Raw genomic sequence first — 20,611 nt, 5'->3', positions numbered from 1 at the left:
TGTTTTTTTGGGAAGGGCGATCGCTTCAAATCAATAATCAAGCAAACAGCAAGTTTTCTACTAGAGTTTTAGGTTCTGGGAGAGATTTACCATCTACCTGATATTCTTCAACTAAAAGCTCTAATACCTCTACTGCATTCTGCAAAGCTTCTTCGTAGGTATCTCCATGAGTGTGGAACTGCTGAGATGGAAAATCAGGTAAGTGAACTAGGTAGCAGTTATCTTCATCCGACCATTGAATAACAATTATATAAGGTAATTTCATGATTCAGGTTCCTCTTCTTCAATTGCTTTCAATATTCCAATTTTTCGATTAACTTCTCTCTCTAAATACAGTTTCGCATCATCGCCATCATTTCCAGCAATAGTAATTGGTTCATTAGGTAGTAAGGGATGAACCCATCTTGTATGGCTGCCTTTTGCCGAACGATAAGTAAACCCAGCTTTTAGCAGCAGGCTTTTGAGCTCTCGAATCTTTTTGGGCATAAGCAGACATTAAAATTGTGGCAAGGTGACGGAAATAGTTTAATCCTATTCCAGAAAGTAGGGTTTGTCAAAACGTACCCTACTACATGAATTTGAAGTAGTTTCAGCATCAATCCGCGTAAAAACTCACATCTTATAGCAGTTTTAGGAACAGGCAAGATGCCTGTTCCACAACACATGAATAATTTGCTTGTGGGTTGGGCTTCTAGCCCGCCCTGAAAGGATTATTGAAAAATTAGCAAAACATTAATCCAAACAGCCCCATTTAGCCTTAAAATTAAAAAGACTGACTAGCCAACAATGCCCTATGTTTGAAGCCCTTGCCGATCGACTCGAATCCACCTGGAAAAAACTGCGCGGACAAAATAAAATCTCCGAGTCCAACATCCAAGACGCGCTCAAAGAAGTCCGCCGCGCCCTCCTGGAAGCCGATGTCAACCTCCAAGTCGTCAAAAACTTCATCGGAGAGGTAGCCGCAAAAGCACAAGGCGCAGAAGTCGTTTCAGGCGTCCGTCCCGACCAACAATTCATTAAAATCGTCCACGACGAACTCGTGCGCGTCATGGGGGAAACCAACGTACCCCTCGCCACCGCCGAATCCGGGCCCACAGTTATCCTGATGGCAGGTTTGCAAGGAACCGGGAAAACCACAGCTACCGCCAAACTAGCGCTGCACCTCCGCAAACAAAATCGTACCGCACTGCTAGTCGCAACCGACATTTACCGACCTGCGGCGATCGACCAATTGCTCACACTTGGCAAACAAATCGACGTACCCGTATTTGAATTAGGCAAAGACATTGACCCCGTAGAAATTGCCCGCCAAGGCATCGAACACGGCAAACAAATCGGCATTGATACCATCATCGTCGATACAGCAGGCCGCCTGCAAATCGACCAAGACATGATGGCAGAATTGGGCCGCATCAAACAAACAGTACAACCCCACGAAACGCTGTTAGTTGTTGATGCCATGACCGGCCAAGAAGCAGCAAATTTAACCCGTACCTTTCACGAACAAATCGGCATTACCGGCGCAATCTTAACCAAATTAGATGGGGACAGCCGCGGGGGTGCAGCCTTATCCGTGCGGCAAATATCCGGCGCGCCGATTAAATTTGTCGGCGTCGGCGAAAAAGTGGAAGCCTTGCAACCATTTTATCCCGATCGCATGGCATCGAGAATACTCGGCATGGGCGATGTCTTGACGCTAGTAGAAAAAGCGCAAGAAGAATTCGACATCGCCGACGCCGAGAAAATGCAAGAGAAAATGCTCACGGCAAAGTTCGACTTTACCGACTTTCTCAAGCAAACCAGACTGTTAAAAAATATGGGTTCCCTCGGTGGCATCATGAAAATGATTCCGGGGATGAACAAACTCTCAGATGAACAAATGCGGCAGGGAGAAGTGCAGCTAAAACGCACCGAAGCCATGATCAATTCCATGACAGTTGAAGAACGCCGCAACCCCGAACTTTTAGCAAGTTCTCCATCCCGCCGCCGCCGCATTGGCAAAGGCGCCGGCTACGCAGAAAACGACGTAACTAAGCTGGTGAGCGATTTCCAGAAAATGCGTACAATGATGCAGCAAATGAGTCAAGGCAACTTTACAGGAATGGGAGGATTGCCCGGAATGCCCGGAATGCCCGGAATGGGCGGTCCCGGAATGCAGCCCGGTTCCCGCGGCTATATGGGTGCCCAGCAGAAGAAGAAAAAGAAAAAAGATAAGCCAAAAAAAGGTTTCGGACAGTTGTAGAAAGCGTCAAACATATTGCACGATTGTCAAAAATTTGTAGGGGCGGGTTCACCGATCATAATTGCCTAAAACACACAATCTCGTAAACCCGCCCCACCCCGTGCGAGGGCCCTTTAATTTTTTCTTGTTGCCGAGTTCAATCTAAAAAAAACTGGAATTGAAGATGGTACAAATATTTACTGAACCAGAAACAATCTCTATAGAATTGCCAAATGCGATCGCCCTTTTTGTCACAGGCGAACAATTCGATATCCTAGCATTGGCAAATCCCGACTTGAGATTAGAAAGAACCGCAGAAGGAGAATTAATATTGACACTCCTCGCGCTGAAGCGACGAGGATTCTTAAGACCACAATTTCTGTCTTAAAGGTGCTGTCAATTCACCCCTACTGATTCCGCTTAGAGCGAGTCCAAGCATCACCGCTACTTTTCTACCAATATTTCCGCAGGCATTACAATCTGCATTAATTAGCCAGCCCTGTGCAGTTCGGTACAAGCCACGCTTAATTCGTTTGCCACTTGGAAGCCACCCTTCGGGTTTCTCGCCGATTGTAGGTAGCAAATCATTATCGACAAACGAAGCCTTAGACGAATAAGACTCCTCAGTCTCAACAAATCTCAGACCGTATTGCTCGCACAGTTGAGCAATCCTATCTTTCAATCTGCCCGTAGGGATTTGCACAAACTTTTGATTAGTTTTGCGAACCATATTGGCAGAATTTTTTTGTCCTTTATTCCATCCGAATACAACCGTTCCTATTTGATTGTTTAAACAATGATTAATTACCTTCCGGGCTGCCTTGTTGACGGCATCTCTCATCTGACGATTTCGTTTCTCGGTTATACTGGCAAGTCTTTTAGACCAAAACCCGTTAGCTTTCCCATTCATCAGAAATGCAACTTGCTTGTTGTAACCTTGGTTGAGAGATTTTAAATGCTTACCATCGACAATAAAACTTGTACCAACGTTGCTCACACAAGTTAGCCAATTATCGATACCGTGGTCAATCATCAAGCATCTGGCAGGGTCTACATCTGATTGGACTTCAGTAGTTTTGTAGACAAATTCTAGGTAGAAGCAGCCGTTTCGAGGAAGAATGCGATATTCTCGAATCTCCTTGAAATCAAGATTAGAAGGCATAGGCAAGTAAAACGCATCTAAACCAAACCACGCTTTAACCTTACTGCCTAGGGGAAATCTCAACATTCCGTCTTTGAGTTTTACCGACCTACCTGTAAACGTCACCACAGCCCTTCCGCCTTGACGATATTTCGGCAGCTTAGGGCGGTCTATAATTATCCCATTTTTAAACGCTTTCATTAGTCCTAGAAAAGACTTGAAAGACTCTGCTACACCCGTCAGGATTTGTTGGGCTGTATCAGAGTAAAATGCTTGATAGTGTCGATTTCGATTTTCGGTTCCTAGAACCTTGTGCAACTGAGCGCGGTTCGGAACCTTGCCAGTTTTAAAATATAGCTGGCGGGCATAGTAAGTCCCGCAATTAGAAAGTTTTGCAGACTCTGAACACAGATATTCGAGAATCGCCTTAATCTCTGAGTCAGCTCGAATTAAGTTTTGTTGACAGCCAAACATGAGTTATCCTCCTTGTTATACAATTGTACAGCAAAACACCGGATAAAATCATGAAGAAACGTTTAGATTTTCGGATTCAAGAGTCTGAATTTAAAATTCTTGAAGAACACTGCAAAGCTGTAGGCAGGACTAAAACCGACGTACTTAGGGAGTTAATCAGGAGCCTCAAAGTCAAAGAAAAGCCGTCAAGCGAAGGACGGGGCTTCAGACCCAGTTTTTTTGGTGAATCCACCCACCGGAGGCGAATCAGGCAGCCGCAACCTCAGTATCAGTACGCAAGTAGGCAACTGGTGTGAAGCAAACGAAGATTTAGGAGAAGGCTTTGACTCTTCTACCGGATTCATCCTTCCTAACGGTGCTCGCCGTTCTCCCGACGCTTCCTGGGTGAGTCGAACTCGCTGGGAAGCACTAACTGCACAAGAACGCAAAGGCTTTGTTCCGCTGTGCCCCGACTTTGTAGTAGAATTGCGTGAAGCGAAGCTATCCCGTAGGGAATCGGCCTCCGACAGTCTCTCCACCCTGCAAACTAAAATGCGGGAATATATCGACAACGGGGCGAGATTGGGCTGGTTGATTGACCCGCAAAATCGGCGGGTAGAGATTTACCGACAGCAGGCAGAAGTAGAAATATCGATCAATCCAGCCGAGTTGTCTGGCGAAGATGTATTGCCGGGATTTGTATTGAATTTGAGGCGAGTGTGGCGATAAACAGCATTCATACAGCGTTCATGCGTCCATCTGCCAACATCTGCGGTTGCAATCCCATCTACTCTCCCAAAGTTCCCTGATACTCATCCGGTACAAATTCCGTAACCACTTGGCCGCCACCACCGTCGCCTTTAACAATCACAGTTTGATTTTTCAACTCTCCCGCCGCCCTCGGCCCAGTCAAATTAAACACCGGATTTAGCTGCCGATAAACCACATTTCCTTCTGCATCAAAAGTCTGATTAGTTAAATACCACGTTACGCGATCGGTATTTAATTGAGCTTGACGTTTTTCCCCAATTCCTACCACATTGCCCGTCAAATAAAAAACTTTTTTCTCTAAATCTCCCCGCCCCGTATCCCCAGTCATCGTCACCTTTTCCACGCGGTGAAAAACCTTCACAGGCCCGGGCGATATCACAGATTGCGCCGGAAAATTCCAACTCATCAAACTGCTTTCTATTTGCAGCGGCGGATCTGAAGGCATCAACTGAGCGTTTTTTGTCAGCGTCGCAATCTTGGTTTTTAAGTCTACATCTACTTGGTCGGCAAAACCGCTGTCTGTTACTATTTTATCTTTGTATCTGTCAATTTGAGTAGGTTTGGTGCTGTTTACCTTTTGTTGATCCATAAACCACACTAAGTGCTCGGTTCGCAATTGCAAAACCGGATCTTTAACATTCGCCACCACAGAGCCGAATAACTCCATCCTCTTAGCCCTAGTGAAAACCCGCGCTTCCTTCGCTGAAGCCGTCACCTGTTTGTTCTCTCCCGTCAAATTGTTGCGGACAACTAAAACATCCTCCTTTGGCCGCCACTCCAACTCATTTCCCCGCAATACCACTCCATTTTTAAGGTCAGTAGCGACTATGTTACCTTTGAGAAAAACTTGATTTCCTTCCTGAAATACCTGGCCAGTTTCTCCCTGAATATCGTAAATTTCTTTGCCATCTTGAAACAATTTGCCTACAGGTTTCTGAACGTTAACTATTTTTTTGTCTTTGCTGTAAACGGCATTTTGTGAGTTGACTTTCCAGAACGTCTCGCCCTTTTCGTTTGCTTGTTCTAGAGTTACTTTGTTTAAAGTTAAAGTGCTGTTTGACTGTTGAGCAGTTTGGAGATCCTCAGCTAATTTGTTCTTTTGAGTCTCTTGCGGAACTGCACAAGCACCAATCCCCAAAATCAGTGCTGCTAAAAATAGCAGCCTCAATTTTGGGGAGTTGAGATTGGGAATTTGGGATTGGAGATGAATCATTGGGAATAGGGAATTGATAATAGGTAATTGGGAATGGGAATGGGGAATTGGTAATTGATAATTGGGTCGTGAAAAACACTTAATCAAAAATTAAAAATGTGTCATGCTTTGTCTAAATTTTTAACTTCTAATTCTCAATGATTCAACCCATTAATCATCACCTATTAACCCTTACCAATTACCCATTACCAAATCCCTATCTGTCGTCGTGTTCCTCCATCAAGCTCAAACCAGACAAAGGGCGGTAAGCATAATTAGGGCGCGATGTTTTTTGGATGTCGTCCTTAATCATTTCCAAATCGATATAGCGATCGGCTACATTAATCAAACTGTCGCTCGTCATCGATCGCAAACTCACCACCTCTACCCGCACACCGCGATAGCTCACAGCGTCTACAGCATAAGCCAAATCGCCGTCACCGCTCACCAAAACCGCCGTGTCGTAAGACCCGACTAAAGCCATCATATCCACAGCGATTTCTACATCCAAATTCGCCTTCTTAGAACCATCTGGCAACTGTACCAAATCCTTAGAAATCACGCGGTAGCCGTTGCGGCGCATCCACAGCAAAAACCCCTGCTGTTTCTCGTTAGTGCGATCGACACCCGTGTAGAAGAAAGAGCGCAGCAGCCGCGATCCCGCAGTTAAACGGCACAGCAGCTTAGTGTAATCAATCTCAATTCCTAACTGCAAAGCCGCGTAAAAAAGGTTAGAACCGTCAATAAAAATTGCCACTCTACCACGATTTTCTAGTACCTGTTCCGGCGTAAAAAGGTCGTTGCTTTCTATTCTATTCAACATGATTGTTATGCCTCGATTTTTATGAAAGATTGGTAAGGAAATAACTGCTAATTCGTAGTCTGTCATCACACCCAGAGCGCTGGCTGCCAACTATGAAGGTACTGTTTACAGCAGTTCGATCCGCTTAAAAACAGGTTGGGGTTCCCCCAGAGTTTGGTTTGCCGGCAAAGCGCCCCAGGCAGCATGAGCTGCAAAATTCGCTAAACTGTTAACTGTAACCCGATCGTTAAAGTCAATTGAAAAACCTAGCTGTTGATAGATAGCGTTGCTGATATTGGGAATAATGGGCGATAAAAGGTAAGATGCTAGTCTAACAGATTCCAGAACAGAATATAGCACTTGTTCAACACTTTCGATCTGTCCCTGCTTGTACAAACTCCAAGGTGCTTGCACGTCAATAAACTTGTTCCCGGCTCGCACTAATGCAAGCACGGCTTCGCAAGCCTTGCTAAAAGCCAACTCTTCGTAAAAACCCGCTACTCGATCGCCCAAATCCAGGCTCATAGCCTTGAGAAGGTTATCGCCCTCAATGTTTTCTCCCAACACATTTGGTACGCAGGCACCGCAATATTTGCGAGCCATGTTTAGGGTACGATTAAGCAAATTCCCCAAATCATTTGCTAGCTCAGCATTCAATATATTGATAAACCGAGTTTCGTTAAAATCGCCGTCCTCTCCGAACTCAATTTCTTTAAGGAAATAGTAACGTACTGCGTCAGCGCCGTATTTGTTGACCAATTCGACAGGGTTTAAAGTATTACCCTCCGTTTTCCCCATTTTTTTGCCGTCTTTGGTCAAAAACCCGTGTGCGAAAACGCGACCCGGCACCAGTAGATTCGCTGACATCAGCATTGCCGGCCAGTAAACTGCGTGGAAGCGAAGAATATCTTTGCCGATCAAGTGCAAGTCAACCGGCCACCATTTAGATAAAGCATTCTCCAAAATCGGGTCGCTGTCAGGATCTAGCAAGGCGGTGACGTATCCCAGCAAAGCGTCAAACCACACGTAGATGCTGTGACTGGGGTCAACTGGCATTGGCAGACCCCATGCGAGATTCACTCTAGAAATGGAAAAGTCTTGCAGTCCAGAGTTGACGAAACTGAGCACTTCGTTGCGTCGGCTTTCCGGCGCGATGAAGTCGGGACGTTCTGCGTACAATGCCAGCAGTTGGTCTTGATACCGTGACAGACGGAAAAAGTAATTTTCCTCGTCGCGCCACTCAACTTCCTTGCTGGTGTGGACAGAGCACCGATTTCCCGGCAACAATTCCCGTTCATCCTTAAATTCTTCACAGGAGACGCAGTACCAGCCTTGTTGCTGGTTCAAGTAGATGTCGCCGGAGTTCCAGACGCGCTGGAAAAATTCTTTGACAATGTACTCGTGACGCCGCGAAGTTGTGCGAATGAACCGATCGTACTGGATATCGAGTTGCTCCCAAAGCGTCTCAAACGCCGGAACCACTGAATCGCAGTGAGCTTGGGGCGATCGTCCCAAACTCTCGGCTGTCCGCTGAATTTTCTGCCCGTGTTCATCCGTCCCCGTAACCAGCAAAACAGATTTTCCCCGCAGCCGCTCAAATCGCGCTAGGGCATCCGCAGCCATAGTCGTATAAGCGCTGCCAACGTGAGGTAAATCGTTTACATAATACAGAGGCGTTGTTATCGCAAAGGTATTCTTAGTTTTATCAGTCGATTTCATTGAATGCTAAAAGAAAATTCCCTAAATTTCGTTTCGATCTTAACTCAGCGGTTAAATTTTTTATGGAGTGGCAATCAAGCCAAATTCACTGCAAGTTATTTGCAATTGTCTAACCCGGGCTATTCCCAAAAGAAATATTGCTTTCCTATCCACACTAATCTTTTTTAGTTGTTTTTGACGAACTCTCTAAAATGTCTTAATATTTTGACATTCTGCTGCCTTGGGAATCGACGCTCCCAGGGTGGACGCCTCATCTATTCATTGGTCATAGCCGCTATCCCTAGAGCGGTTTTAGCAGCCCACCCGGTTGGCAACAAAACTCGTCAGTTGGGCTGCTAAACCCGCCGTTCGACTAACGATCCGCGGCCACTTTCTGCGAAGGCCCGATCGCTCACCATCGCCATCTCTTTCTCGCGATCGCTGGAAAGTCGATCGCCCGCAACTCCTGCCACTTTCCGAGCCGCTCATGGACACAGAAACCGGGTTGTTTACAAAACTCTCTTGTCAACCGCGAAGCTTTAGTTTCTTGCCTCAAAAAGAGTATAAAAGCCTAGGTTTTTTGTCACCAAACCCTGTTTTTAAAGGTTGCGAGTACATCCACAGACAATAAAACCCCAAGCCAGTTAAGCTTGGGGCTATCAAATTAGGGTGCATCTAACAAAGGATTATCCGATCGCCCTCGATCGCCATCAGGAAAACTAACTCGATTTCCGCCAATAGCTTCTGACAAATAATCGGCTGCAGCTTCCACAACCGCGATCGCATTTTCGTAAACCATCCGCGTCGGTCCCAAAACCCCAACACTACCCACCGGCACCGATCCCCGGCGGTAAGTCGAAGAAATCAGAGTACAGCCACGAATTGGTTCTAAAGAATTTTCCGAACCAATACGCACCGTTACCCGCTTGCCGGGAATGTCCAACTCAGGCGATTCAAAAATCAAAGGCCAAAGCAGTTCCTGCTCTTGTTCGAGCAATTGCACCAGGGTTTGAACTTGCTGCAACTGCGAAAACTCAGGCAAGCGCAGCGCTTCTGCCAAACCGCCGATCAGAATCCGCGTGTAGGTTGGATTGCTTTGGCGGCTGCTCAAAGCAGTCAGCATGGTTCCCATCCACTCAGCGTACAGCTCAAAGTCGCGGTCTAACTCGCTCCAGTCTACAGCCGAGATTTCCGAGAGCGATCGTCCCCGCAACTTGCTGTTCAAAAAATTCGACAAAATCTGCAACTGGCGATCGACAATTTCGGCATCAGGCGTGTTACCTTCTGCATCCCTCGGCAACTGCACCAAAACCGACTGAGTTTCGTAGGCATCCGTCACCACTATCAGCATCACCTTTCCCGGCTCTAGCTGCACCAGTTGCAAGTGGCGCAAGCAAGCCATATTGGTTTGCGGTATGGTGATCATGGCTATGTAACCGCTGATAGTTGCCAGGATTTGAGCAGCGCCGCGGAGTGCCGCGTCCATGCGACCATCCGACCAATTGAGTTGGTCTAGTACCTGTTCCACCTTGCGGGCCAGCGTATCAGACGGCTGAATCAACTGGTCTACATAAATTCGGTAGCCGGAGTCAGAGGGGACTCGTCCTGCCGAAGTGTGGGGCTGATAAAGCAGTCCAGCTTTTTCAAGAGTCCCCATCGCATTGCGAATTGTAGCTGGGCTGACGCTGAGGTTGAATTCGTCAGCCAAAGCTTTTGAGCCAACGGGTTCCGCTGTTGCTATGTAGTGGCGAACCGTTGCCCAAAGGATGTGTTGTTGCCGATCGGTGAGGTTAACGCGCACAGATATTTAAGCAGAATTAGAATTTAGAGTTGAAAGTCGCTATATTAATCGAAACGTCTGTACCAAAAGGGCGATCGGGCAGACTTACCTCTTTAAACATAACAGATTTTAGGTTAAGGAAGAAGTCAGTTGTTATTGGTTATTGGTTATTGGTTATTGGTTATTGGTTATTTGTAAGTTCTAACGCCCCATGCCCCATGCCCCATGCCCCATGCCCCATGCCATCTAATCATGTTCTTTCAGAATATTTTGCAGGTAACTAGCCACTGCATCCGGCTGTTCCACCATTGCCAAATGACCACAATCGGGAAGCTGAAGGACATTCTCGCCGCAACCTTGGAACATCCAGTGAAAGCTAGCCAAATGCAGCACGTATTTTGGTTCCATAATTTTGTCTTTAGTACCGGCAATAAAATAAACAGGCTGCTTGAGTCGGGATACTATTTGCGGCAAGAGGTGAATCTCCGCTTCTGTGGTGGAGTCCAACAAAGCCCCCAAAGCTGCCTCTGGATGAGCTCCCACGAAATCTATTAAGCGCTGCCTTCCCCAGGATCTGCCGATCGAGCGGGCTACAGAATCGCGGGCAAACACGTAATCTGCTAACGGCAACCGAGGCAGCCAGCCGGGACGCATTGTCACTAGCTGCTTGCCTACCGCTCGAAACCGCTCGAATTCTTCCTTAAGATAGATGCCGCCCCCTGCATTGATGCAGACCACGCCTTTAACGCGATCGGAGAATTTGCTGGCTCCCCAAAGGGCGATCGTACCGCCCAGAGAGTGTCCCACCAGCCAAGCAGAAGATATATCGAGTTTTTCGAGTAAAATTTCCAAATCGCGAGCGTAAGCTGCCGGAGTGTAGCAGGAATTTAGCGGTTCGGAATGCCCATGATGAAGGCCACCGTCGGATTGAGAATCGCCAAACCCCCGCAAATCGTAGGTAAGGCACTGATAGTTTGATGCCAAGCGATCGGTCAAAGGTTGCCAGTAGTGGCGGCTTAACAGCCAGCCGTGGACAAATACCAGAACCGGGGAAGTTGAAGTCGGAGCCGTCAAATCGTAAGCGTGCCGAACCCCTAGGATGTCGATTGTTGCCATACTTTTATCCTACCCGCTCCATAAGACCGATGTAAACCTATGTATAGCCTTTCTCAGAAAGAGAGAGTACGCCGAAATCCTGTGTTCTCAAGCTTTTTCAGTTCAATTGTTTACCTCATCTACCCAACAAGCGCTATAAGTTAAGTCAAAAATACTCAACTTTATCGATTTACCGCTTACTTCCTGGTGCAACGCGCGGTCGCTGACGCTACTTTTGTCCACTGCACGGGCAATCTTGGCATAGCTTGCCCTTTTATGCGATCGGCCGAGAATAAATATTCCTTCAAACCAGCGTTCTATGTTTTTTGCAGTATTCAAATTTCTCTCTGCTGTATGAGCGCAATTGCGACATAAATCAACGCGATTTTTTAAGGATATTTTGTGGCAATAATTTTCCCAAAATTGGTCGATTTGAAAGTTGTTAACTCTCGGTGTTCCAGTGTCAAATTATATTTTTTTGTAGGTTACTTACAAAAAAAAATCGTACTTCCTACCTTCAACTATTCAACCAACTAAATTTTTAGCATACAACAATTTATTTAATCTCTTAATTCTCTAGCTAGCGTTACCTATCGCTAGTTTTGGGCGAAGTGATACATAATTTTATGGAGCGCATTTTTGCGGATATTTGCGACTTTTGCCTGTAGTCCCGCGATCTTATTTAAGTAAATAGGCGCTGTAAAACTTAAAAAGATTGACAACATCGTTTCGGCGTGTCCCATGTTTATGAGAACCGCTATCTACACTCGTTTGTACGAAAAATGTTGCCGAGCTTTTTATCCTATCTCACTGGAAAACTTCTGCAAACTAATGTCTATAGCAATCCTAAATGATTCGTGTAATTCTTGTAGGGGCTCTCCCCACGCCCGGTTGCCCCGATGCAGGCTGGGGTAGGCACGGGGAGGAGGGGTAGCACTACCCCTACATATTTTTACAAATGAGGCGAGGATTGCTATATTTATAGAAATCGAGTTATTTAGGGAGCATCGGCAGCTTGCCCTAAAATCGCTCGCCTAGCAATCTTTGTCGCACCCCCTCAGCGATTTTTTGCCCCAGATATTCGGGAATTAAACTTTCATTGGGCCCCAACAAGTAGAGAATCAGGCGAGTTCGCCCCCGCCAAACTAGCAAATTAGCATTTACTACCAATAAATCCTCTTGCCAGATGGCATACATAACTTTATAAAAAAGTCCAGGCTGATTATCTGCTTCAATCAGCAAAGCTGGCAAGTGGAAAACCGGATCGACGTAGAATTCAGTTGCCACATCTTCCAAACCCGCGTCTAAATTAAATTCCACCGCCAACATCTCTTCAACCTCAAAATGCCCCGCCAATGCCTCTCGAACGGCTCTACAGACGTTTTCTGCTGTTTTATCTGCCAGTACCTTGCCACCGCGAGATACGACCAATTTGATAAATACCAGCATCGGGGGGTAAATTTGACCGTACAGACTCAGACTGTGAATTGTCAGCCCGTAGGCCGCGAGCACTCCAAAAATATCGCTCAATAGAAAAGACTGGTTCCGGTAAGCAAAATGCAGGGCACTTTTGTTACCTTCGGCTCGGATTTCGATGACTGCTTGCCGAGTTTTGTAAAGCTGGTAAGCTAATTTGAGGTTTTGCAACTGGATTTCGCTGCTGACAAATTGCTCATAAAACTGCGGAAACGCTCGGTTAAAGCGCTTGAGAAGTTCTAGTGTAGATGGTTTTAAACCCGAAGCCATAATTGAGGAGAAGGTGCGGGAGATATACTAGGTATTGACTCTTCCATGCCTTATGGCAATGGGATTTTCGATTCGACGATTCGACTTAAATTGTGCCCGTCTCCTCACTAAAAGCAAAAGTCAAATCTGTCAATCGATTTTAGATTTTAGATTTTAGATTTTAGAGGCGACCCCACGGATAAATGCGGGGGCTTGAGGATTTTCGATTTTCGATTTGGGATTGATTCCACGGATAAATCCGGGGGCTTGTACCATCAAGAAATTCGTGGTCTGAGAACTTATCACGAGAATGTCACGTTGCGCCATTCCAGTGGTATTTCCCACCAAGGGTATAAGTTCCGGCGCGATCGGCGGCACTCAAAAGAAGCATTTCCCAATATACCTCTGTCCTGGTTCGGCAACAAATTTTACCTTAAAAGCGGGTTGTCTGGGCACTGGCTAGCAGAACAGTTCTACCAGACTTGACAGAATAAAAAAAGCGCAGACTCAATGTTGGACGACAAATCCCTGTTTTCGGCGTAAGATGAGTGTACCGTAAACTGTTCCTCAAGAGGCTACCGGCAATTGATCCTACGCCGATCGGAGTGGGTTTATATGTCTGGTTCTCTTTCTCGTCGTCCAACTTCTACTACCTTAACCGCGCCTGCATGGGTTTTTGGAAAAACTTATTTAGTAGTTCTGAGTCTGCCTCTGTACCCCAAACAGCGGATTTTGAGGAAGATGTGGCTGTTGGGTTAGGCGATCCGCTTTCCCCAACGTTTCGCAAGCCCGCCAGCGGAAACGCTCGCATCTTTTTCAGTTGCGATCGGGACATTGACCTCTACGAACTCGAAGAACTTTGTAATGCAGTGGGTTGGTCCCGCCGTCCCCTGCGTAAAGTCAAAAAAGCTATTGTGCACAGCTTCCTAGTCGTCTCTATGTGGGAGATGCGGGGCAGCCAGCGACGGCTGGTGGGTTTCGCCAGAGCGACTTCAGACCATGCTTTTAATGCCACGCTTTGGGATGTGGTAGTTCATCCCGACTACCAGGGCAAAGGCATGGGCAAGGCGCTGATGAAATACATCATTAAAAAACTCCGCAGTGAAGATATCAGCAACATTACCTTATTTGCTGACCCTCAAGTGGTGGATTTTTACCGCAATTTGGGCTTTATGTCCGATCCAGAGGGGATTAAAGGTATGTTTTGGTATCCTGATTAGCGAGCGAGGTGCAGGTCGGCGTTGATTTGTTGAGGATCTACAATACAATATTGACGCTGCCAACACCGACTGCACCTGTGCGCTGCCCTCACTTACGCTTGGATGTATCCCGGCATCAGGGCAGTTATAAAGCTGTGCAAGTATTGTCAGTCGATTTGAGCAGATCGCGATAGGAGTCAGGGGGTGGTATCGGTTTTTGGGTGGCGTCAAACCGCACAACCTGAAAAAAACTTCGCCTTAGCTCCATCGAGAGCTAAATATTTAATAAAGCTTGACAAGCAAGCGGTTTTGTGTGTTAATGGTTAGAGGTTAGCTAACTATAACACCGGGATGTAGCGCAGCTTGGTAGCGCGCCTGCTTTGGGAGCAGGATGTCGCAGGTTCAAATCCTGTCATCCCGATCGGACAATGTTAAATAATAGATTGAAGCAGAACTGTCTCTGATGTTTACATTTCGTCAAAATGAAAACAAATTGAGGCAGTTTTTGCCGATCGTGTGAAAGCGCGAGTCTTTGCGTTAATGTGTTTCAGGATCGCTCCTGATGGAAAAAACATGAAATCATTAGTTCGTTTGGGCGCAATATTGGGAATTGTCGGCAGCACTCTGCTGGGCCCCTCCCCAATTGGCAAGATGTCTGCACTGGCACTGCCGGAGCCGCAAATTTTGGAAAAATTGCGCTCGGTGCCGGTATTTACGATTACAGACGCTCAGGGTGCGCCCTTGATCGCTTCTGTTCCTAAGCAGGGTGAGGGTCAAACTGGTAATGCTTCCGTGGCGGGAATTTTCATCAGCCAGAAAGATGCTCAAGCTTTTGTCGATCAACTGAAAACCAGAAATCCTCAGTTGGCGGCCACGGTGCGCGTGATGCCAGTATCCCTGGGCGAAATTTATCAGCTCACTCAAGCAAATAAAGGTAAGCCGGAGGAAGTGCAATTTGCTTTCGTTCCGGCTCCACAGCAGGTGCAGTCGGCTAAAACTGTACTTCAGCAGACTGGTCAACAAGTTAATGAGTTCAACGGTGTACCTCTGTTTTTGGCAAGAGGCGGCGCAGAAAATGGTTATTTGACGATTCAGCGGGGTCAGCAAGAGGTGATTCCCTTGTTTTTTAACAAGGAGGATTTACAGGGTATGGTCGATCGTTTTAAGCAGCAGCAGCCCAACGTGACTGCCACAATTAAGATTGAGGTGGTGAACTTGGAGAGCGTTTTGGAAGCTTTGCGTACTGAAAACGACCCGTTTTTGACCCAAATGATTTTGATTCCGTCGCGGGAGTCGCTGGAATTTGTGCGATCGCTCCAACCTGCCGGTGCGGGCCAAAATCCACAGGTTGCTCCGGCTCCAGCTCGGCCGGCTCCAGCCTCTCCGGCTCCAGCTCGCTAATATTTAGTCAGTTGACAGTTGACAGTTGACAGTTGACAGTTGACAGTTAACTGTTGACTGTTGTCTGTTGTCATTAGTTACCAATTCCCGATGCCCGATGCCCGATGCCCAATTCCCAAAAAGTCTTATGTTTGTTTCTGGTTTAGAGCTTTGGCAGTGGGTGAATCAAGCTAAAACAGAGGCGATCGCCCATGACATTCCCCTAGCAGAAATCGACTGGCTGCTGCAAGAGCTGGCAGGTTTGGATAGGTTGGCTCTGCGTTTGGAGTCGTTTAAAGATTGGCCAAAAATAGAATTAAAGTTGTCTTTATCTGAACTTGCTCAATTGTGGCAGCGGCGCTTGCAGCAACGGGTGCCGGTGCAGTATTTAACGGGAGTTGCACATTGGCGGCATTTTTCGCTCAAAGTAACGCCGGCGGTGCTAATTCCGCGTCCTGAAACGGAATTGCTGATCGATTTGGCTGTAGAAGCTGTTAAAAGCCGTTTAGAAGCAGAAAATATCAATCAAAAATCTACCCCCCCCAACCCCCCCTTACTAAGGGGGGGAGAAGATTTAAACTTCTCCCAGCTTCGGGGGGGAGAATTTGCCCAATCGCATTGGGTGGATTTGGGGACAGGCAGCGGGGCGATCGCGATCGGCTTAGCTTCTGCGTTGACAAATGCTAGGGTTTATGCGGTAGATTGCAGTTCGGAAGCTTTGGCAGTGGCTCGACTGAATGCTGAGAATTTGGGTTTTGCATCGCGAATTAATTTTTATCAAGGTTCGTGGTGGGAACCGCTAGAATTTCTCAAAGGTCGCGTTAGCGGCATGGTGTCTAACCCCCCTTACATTCCCAGCAGCACGGTGCTGACTCTGCAACCGGAAGTTTTGAAGCATGAACCTCATCAGGCTTTAGACGGCGGTTTGGACGGGTTAGAGTGCATCCGGCATTTGGTCGAAACGGCTCCCGATTATTTAGAATCTGGGGGTGTTTGGTTGGTCGAGATGATGGCGGGACAAGAAGCGGCGGTAGCTGATATGCTGCAAAGTCACGGGAGTTACGATCGAGTTCAGATATTTGCTGATTTAGCAGGAATCGATCGGTTTGCCTTAGCGTACCGTCTTTAGGTTTCAAGAATATGCCGCAATTCTAAAATCTAAAATCTAAAATCTAAAATCTAAAATGGCATGACACAAGTTTCGATCGACTCCCTAGTTCAAGGGGCAATTTCTGGTAATCATATCGTCAGTTTTCCTACAGATACTGTACCCGCTTTGGCTGCGCGTCCCGATCGCTCGGAGTTGATTTTTGCAGCTAAACGCCGCAGTCAAGACAAACCGCTAATTTTGATGGCAGCATCGGCCCAGGCTTTGTGGCCTTACGTGCAGGGAAGTCCAGCAGAGTTAAAGTTGTGGCAGCAAGTGGCCGAATCCTATTGGCCGGGGGCGTTAACTTTGGTGCTGCCGGCTTCGGCAAAAGTCCCGGCGGCTCTCAATCCCATCGATCGGACTACAATCGGAGTACGAGTGCCTAACTTTCCCCTTGCCCTAAAGATTCTAGAGCAGACAGGCCCTTTGGCTACTACCAGTGCTAATTTATCCGGCCAGCCGCCTCTGGAGTCGGTGGCAGAAATTGAGGCTCAGTTTCCCGAAGTCTTGACATTAGTTCCTTCTGAATTAGCAACAGCGACAACAGCTTCGAGTTTGCCTTCGACTGTGGCTAAATGGACGGGCAGCGAGTGGGAAATATTGCGACAAGGCGCGATCGAGTTAGAATGCTAAAAGCTAAACTCCAAGGCAAAGCAATATGGCGCCGATCGGCTGGAGCAACTTTATATATTTAGGTATGGGACTGGGGCTGGGTTTGGGAAGCAGTTTGATTTGGCGCCTGCGGCAAAAAAGCTCGCAACAGCCCGAACCGGCGCCCAAAGTGGCCCCACCTCCTCAAGAAATTCACTTAGAGAAGTTTGATGCCCTTTCCGAGCAACTTAAGCAAACTCAATTGGCTTATCAGATGGCATCGGAGATGAGCCAATTTAAGGCGGGTTTTTTGGCTCGAACTTCTCACGAGTTGCGATCGCCCCTGAGCACTATGATTGGTACGCTGCAATTAATTCTCTCAGATTTGTGCGACGATCCTGCTGAGGAACGAGAGTTTGTCGAGCAAGCTCACGCCGCGGCACTCAAGCTGGTGAAATTAATAGATGAAATTATCTCTGTTGCTAAAACTGAACACGGCACTGAAAGGATGGATATTGAGCCGATTCAGTTAGCTAAGGTTTTTGACGAGGTTGATGATTTAACTTACTTGCAAGCTGCTAATCGCGGCATTCGTTTGGAGATATTGCCGCCAGATCCGGGGATTTATGTATTGGCAGATTTGCCGAGGTTTAGGCAAGTTTTAGTCAATTTGGTAGATACTGCTGTTGCTCAGATGGAGGAGGGGAGTATTTCTGTTTCGGCGCATTCTTCGCCGGAATCTGGATGCGTTCACATTTGGGTGGACGATCAGCGTTCAGTGAGTGCTTGGAGCGAGTCTTGGGATTTGCTGAAGCACAATTTGGAGTGTGATATTACCAAGAGCAGCGATAATTCTCAGGTGTCTTCTGGAATGAGGTTATTGATGAATCAGACTCTTTTAAGTTTGATGAGCGGAAAGTTGGAGGTTCTGGCTGTGCCTTCTGAGTCCGAAGAGTGCAATTTTAACCGGACTCAGTGTTCTATTCCTTTGGCAACTTTCTGATGAAGGAAGAAGGAAGAAGGAAGAAGGGAGAAGGGAGAGAACATTGTAGGGACAGGGCACTGCCGTGTCCTCCATTTAGATCGTTGCAATCCTAACGGATTTAATATAGCTATCGCTCTATTAATTGTAGGGAAACGGCACTGGTATGTCCTGATTGCCGATAATTGTAGGGAAAGGGCACTGCTGTGTCCTGATTGTGGGTAATTTATAGGGAGTAAGGTGCGCCCTGACGCACCCTACATATTATAGATTTTGGTGCCAATCTTGTGAGTATTTAACAATTAGCAGTTAGCAATTCGCCGTTGCTAATTTCTAATTCGAGATTCTCTTCTAGAAGCTGATTTTCAAGTACCATTGTGGTGCTAGCGTTTTGCTGAAAACCGATGCGCTCGTAGAAGCTTTGTTTGTAAGTTGTCATCAGGTAAACTCGCTCTACTCGGCACATCCGAGGGTGACTCAAGACGGTTTGCACTAATTTGCGGCCGAGTCCTGCACCTTGGTAATCCGGGTGAATGGCGACATCCCAGATGGTAGCTCGATAGATGCCATCTGAGGTGGCTCTGGCAAAGCCGATCGCCCGTGAGCCGTCCCACACTGTAACAACTGGTTCGCTGTTGGCGATCGCAATTTCCCAATCTTCTATCTTGCGTTCCCTCGCCCAAAAGGCGGCGGCTTTAAATAGTTCTTGGATCTGTACGATGTCGGCGCGATCGCGACCTATACAAAATTGAATGTGACTGGAATCCCTAGTCGTTGATGTCATGCTCAATCTGCCTTGAAGTTGTATCTCAACTGTGTTACTTTTACTGTTTTACACGAGTGAAAGTTAATTTTGCTTGGGAACGATCAATGGTTGAATTCCCCATTTACAAAACTATTTTTATTCATACATATTTTCTAACTAATTTCGGTGATCATTAATACTTTTTGGGGTAAATTTTGAAAAAAAGTCTTTGACTCAAAATTCCCAACTTAGAACTCATACCATTTGATATTTGAGATTAGAGATTTTAGATGGGAATGACTGATTTTTAAGGGGTTGGGAGTTTGTCTACAGAGAAACCGGGTTTTTTCATAGCAATACTTCGTTACAAGTGAAATGTTGCACCATTGTCAATAAGCTTTTTATGAACAGGCTTTCCGGCCTGTTCCACAAAGAGTGAATTTTCTTGTGGAACAGGCCGGAAAGCCTGTTCTTGAGAATGGTACAATATCTCAGTTACAGCCCACTGAAACGGTAAAAACCCGGTTTCGAGGCGTCGTTTATAGGTAAGCGATAGCTTGTGTCTTGCCTAATTGCTCAAAAATCATCTATCGAGAGAGGTGTTGACTCCACAAGAACACCCGAAGATTGTGCTGTGGAGTCAATTCTTTAATCTCTAATCTCAAATCAAATGAATCAGTTTTGCAGCCAGCGGGCGGCGTCTTTGGCGTGATAAGTCAAAATCAAATCACAACCAGCACGCTTGAATCCTGTCAAAGTTTCCATCACTACTCTTTCTTCATCTATCCAACCGTTGAGGGCGGCGGCTTTCACCATCGCATATTCCCCAGAAACGTTGTAAGCAGCAACTGGCAGGTTAGTTGCTTCCTTCACGCGCCAGATGATGTCCATATAAGCTAAAGCGGGTTTAACCATGAGCATATCTGCGCCTTCGGCAATGTCGAGAGCAATTTCTTTCAGAGCTTCGCGGCCGTTTCCGGGGTCCATTTGATAGGTGCGTCGATCGCCAAATTGCGGAGCAGAATCTGCAGCATCCCGGAACGGGCCATAATAAGCTGAGGCGTATTTTGCCGCGTAAGACATGATGGGAATATCTTCAAATCCAGCGCCGTCCAATCCTTCGCGAATTGCTCCGACAAAACCGTCCATCATTCCCGAAGGTGCGATAATATCTGCACCGGCTTTAGCTTGAGCAACGGCGGTTTTCTTCAGCAATTCTAGTGTCGGATCGTTCAAGACTCGGCCGCTTAAATCTCCGACTTCCAAATAGCCGCAGTGACCGTGACTGGTATATTCGCACAGACAAGTATCGACCATGACGATTAAATCTGGTACGGCTTTTTTAACTGCTTCCGTCGCTTTTTGGACGATGCCGCAGTCGTGCCAAGCACCTGTAGCATCTGTGTCTTTATCTGCGGGAATGCCGAATAAAATAATAGCGGGAATGCCGAGGTCGTAGACTTCTTTTGCTTCTTCTACTATTTTGTCTACCGATAGCTGGTAAACTCCCGGCATTGATGTGACTTCTTTAGCAAAAGCTTCCCCCGGTACGGCAAATAAGGGGTAAATTAAATCGCTGGTTGTCAAGATATTTTCCCGTACCATCCGGCGGAGTTGGGGATGGTTGCGGAGGCGGCGGGGGCGGTGAGTTGGAAACATAATGTTTTTTTTAGGGTAGATAAAGCC

22 protein-coding genes and 1 tRNA gene are annotated in these 20,611 nt (G+C 46.7%); 10 read left to right on the top strand and 13 right to left on the bottom strand.

The window, feature by feature from the left end:
- Positions 1 to 37 precede the first annotated feature (37 nt).
- Together QUB26_RS07180 and QUB26_RS07175 are read right to left on the bottom strand one after the other, a co-directional pair.
- Complete coding sequence (locus QUB26_RS07180; protein ID WP_190739090.1) at positions 38 to 265, bottom strand: type II toxin-antitoxin system HicB family antitoxin; 228 nt, start codon at positions 263 to 265, stop codon at positions 38 to 40.
- Complete coding sequence (locus tag QUB26_RS07175; protein ID WP_333208346.1) at positions 262 to 486, bottom strand: type II toxin-antitoxin system HicA family toxin; 225 nt, start codon at positions 484 to 486, stop codon at positions 262 to 264. Before QUB26_RS07175 ends, QUB26_RS07180 begins: the two co-directional genes overlap by 4 nt.
- Before the next feature lie 307 nt (positions 487 to 793).
- Here QUB26_RS07175 and ffh point away from each other — a divergent pair, with 307 nt between their 5' ends.
- Both ffh and QUB26_RS07165 read left to right on the top strand, forming a co-directional pair.
- On the top strand, positions 794 to 2,242 hold the full coding sequence (gene ffh / locus QUB26_RS07170; RefSeq protein WP_333035131.1) for a signal recognition particle protein: 1,449 nt from the start codon (positions 794 to 796) through the stop codon (positions 2,240 to 2,242).
- Between the two features lie 163 nt (positions 2,243 to 2,405).
- On the top strand, positions 2,406 to 2,609 hold the full coding sequence (locus QUB26_RS07165; protein ID WP_333247091.1) for a hypothetical protein: 204 nt from the start codon (positions 2,406 to 2,408) through the stop codon (positions 2,607 to 2,609).
- Here QUB26_RS07165 and QUB26_RS07160 read toward each other — a convergent pair.
- Positions 2,586 to 3,836 (bottom strand): transposase, encoded by a 1,251-nt coding sequence (locus QUB26_RS07160; RefSeq protein WP_333317287.1) that lies wholly within the window; start codon positions 3,834 to 3,836, stop codon positions 2,586 to 2,588. The two genes, QUB26_RS07165 and QUB26_RS07160, sit on opposite strands and share 24 nt — an antisense overlap.
- A 219-nt stretch (positions 3,837 to 4,055) precedes the next feature.
- Here QUB26_RS07160 and QUB26_RS07155 point away from each other — a divergent pair, with 219 nt between their 5' ends.
- A complete protein-coding gene (locus tag QUB26_RS07155) occupies positions 4,056 to 4,544 on the top strand; it encodes a Uma2 family endonuclease (protein ID WP_333302738.1) in 489 nt (162 codons plus the stop codon).
- 58 nt (positions 4,545 to 4,602) lie between these two features.
- Here the strand turns inward: QUB26_RS07155 and lptC are convergent, their stop codons facing one another.
- The 8 genes from lptC to QUB26_RS07115 all read right to left on the bottom strand — a co-directional run bounded on the left by lptC (position 4,603) and on the right by QUB26_RS07115 (position 12,899).
- Positions 4,603 to 5,799 (bottom strand): LPS export ABC transporter periplasmic protein LptC, encoded by a 1,197-nt coding sequence (gene lptC, locus QUB26_RS07150; RefSeq protein ID WP_333236176.1) that lies wholly within the window; start codon positions 5,797 to 5,799, stop codon positions 4,603 to 4,605.
- Positions 5,800 to 5,995: 196 nt separating this feature from the next.
- Entirely contained in the window at positions 5,996 to 6,601 is a 606-nt protein-coding gene (locus QUB26_RS07145; protein WP_006631885.1) for a LabA-like NYN domain-containing protein, read from the bottom strand.
- Between the two features lie 105 nt (positions 6,602 to 6,706).
- Positions 6,707 to 8,299 (bottom strand): methionine--tRNA ligase, encoded by a 1,593-nt coding sequence (metG, locus tag QUB26_RS07140; RefSeq protein ID WP_333236178.1) that lies wholly within the window; start codon positions 8,297 to 8,299, stop codon positions 6,707 to 6,709.
- A 291-nt stretch (positions 8,300 to 8,590) separates the two neighbouring features.
- The gene (locus tag QUB26_RS07135) at positions 8,591 to 8,767 is read right to left on the bottom strand and encodes a hypothetical protein (RefSeq protein WP_333236181.1); all 177 of its coding nucleotides are present in this window, start codon (positions 8,765 to 8,767) and stop codon (positions 8,591 to 8,593) included.
- Between the two features lie 175 nt (positions 8,768 to 8,942).
- On the bottom strand, positions 8,943 to 10,085 hold the full coding sequence (hrcA, locus tag QUB26_RS07130; RefSeq protein ID WP_445299590.1) for a heat-inducible transcriptional repressor HrcA: 1,143 nt from the start codon (positions 10,083 to 10,085) through the stop codon (positions 8,943 to 8,945).
- Positions 10,086 to 10,304: 219 nt separating this feature from the next.
- The gene (locus tag QUB26_RS07125; protein WP_333236185.1) at positions 10,305 to 11,174 is read right to left on the bottom strand and encodes an alpha/beta hydrolase; all 870 of its coding nucleotides are present in this window, start codon (positions 11,172 to 11,174) and stop codon (positions 10,305 to 10,307) included.
- 102 nt (positions 11,175 to 11,276) lie between these two features.
- Complete coding sequence (locus QUB26_RS07120; RefSeq protein WP_333053293.1) at positions 11,277 to 11,492, bottom strand: hypothetical protein; 216 nt, start codon at positions 11,490 to 11,492, stop codon at positions 11,277 to 11,279.
- 681 nt (positions 11,493 to 12,173) lie between these two features.
- Positions 12,174 to 12,899 carry a hypothetical protein gene (locus QUB26_RS07115; RefSeq protein ID WP_006631881.1) on the bottom strand — a complete coding sequence of 242 codons (726 nt, stop codon included), beginning with the start codon at positions 12,897 to 12,899 and terminating at the stop codon, positions 12,174 to 12,176.
- 289 nt (positions 12,900 to 13,188) lie between these two features.
- On the opposite strand from QUB26_RS07115, the gene QUB26_RS07110 reads away from it, so the two are divergent.
- The 7 genes from QUB26_RS07110 to QUB26_RS07080 all read left to right on the top strand — a co-directional run bounded on the left by QUB26_RS07110 (position 13,189) and on the right by QUB26_RS07080 (position 18,201).
- Positions 13,189 to 13,341, top strand: coding sequence for a hypothetical protein (locus QUB26_RS07110; protein ID WP_333236187.1), 153 nt, complete (start codon positions 13,189 to 13,191; stop codon positions 13,339 to 13,341).
- 205 nt (positions 13,342 to 13,546) lie between these two features.
- Entirely contained in the window at positions 13,547 to 14,098 is a 552-nt protein-coding gene (locus tag QUB26_RS07105; protein ID WP_242725747.1) for a GNAT family N-acetyltransferase, read from the top strand.
- 326 nt (positions 14,099 to 14,424) lie between these two features.
- A tRNA-Pro gene (locus QUB26_RS07100) sits at positions 14,425 to 14,498 on the top strand.
- Positions 14,499 to 14,650: 152 nt separating this feature from the next.
- Entirely contained in the window at positions 14,651 to 15,478 is an 828-nt protein-coding gene (locus QUB26_RS07095) for a Tic22 family protein (protein ID WP_333236189.1), read from the top strand.
- 127 nt (positions 15,479 to 15,605) lie between these two features.
- Positions 15,606 to 16,586 carry a HemK/PrmC family methyltransferase gene (locus tag QUB26_RS07090; protein ID WP_333236191.1) on the top strand — a complete coding sequence of 327 codons (981 nt, stop codon included), beginning with the start codon at positions 15,606 to 15,608 and terminating at the stop codon, positions 16,584 to 16,586.
- A 60-nt stretch (positions 16,587 to 16,646) separates the two neighbouring features.
- Positions 16,647 to 17,240, top strand: a complete 594-nt coding sequence (locus QUB26_RS07085; RefSeq protein WP_333236192.1) for an L-threonylcarbamoyladenylate synthase — start codon at positions 16,647 to 16,649, stop codon at positions 17,238 to 17,240.
- A gap of 25 nt (positions 17,241 to 17,265) precedes the next feature.
- Positions 17,266 to 18,201 carry a HAMP domain-containing sensor histidine kinase gene (locus QUB26_RS07080; RefSeq protein ID WP_333236194.1) on the top strand — a complete coding sequence of 312 codons (936 nt, stop codon included), beginning with the start codon at positions 17,266 to 17,268 and terminating at the stop codon, positions 18,199 to 18,201.
- 274 nt (positions 18,202 to 18,475) lie between these two features.
- On the opposite strand, the gene QUB26_RS07075 is transcribed toward QUB26_RS07080, so the two are convergent.
- Together QUB26_RS07075 and hemB are read right to left on the bottom strand one after the other, a co-directional pair.
- Complete coding sequence (locus QUB26_RS07075) at positions 18,476 to 18,964, bottom strand: GNAT family N-acetyltransferase (protein ID WP_333053288.1); 489 nt, start codon at positions 18,962 to 18,964, stop codon at positions 18,476 to 18,478.
- A 636-nt stretch (positions 18,965 to 19,600) separates the two neighbouring features.
- The gene (gene hemB / locus QUB26_RS07070; RefSeq protein ID WP_333317283.1) at positions 19,601 to 20,584 is read right to left on the bottom strand and encodes a porphobilinogen synthase; all 984 of its coding nucleotides are present in this window, start codon (positions 20,582 to 20,584) and stop codon (positions 19,601 to 19,603) included.
- Positions 20,585 to 20,611 lie beyond the last annotated feature (27 nt).

It is taken from the genome of Microcoleus sp. B4-C1 (assembly GCF_036705285.1).
GTDB lineage: Bacteria > Cyanobacteriota > Cyanobacteriia > Cyanobacteriales > Microcoleaceae > Microcoleus.
This window is presented reverse-complemented; position numbering and strand designations above follow the sequence as displayed.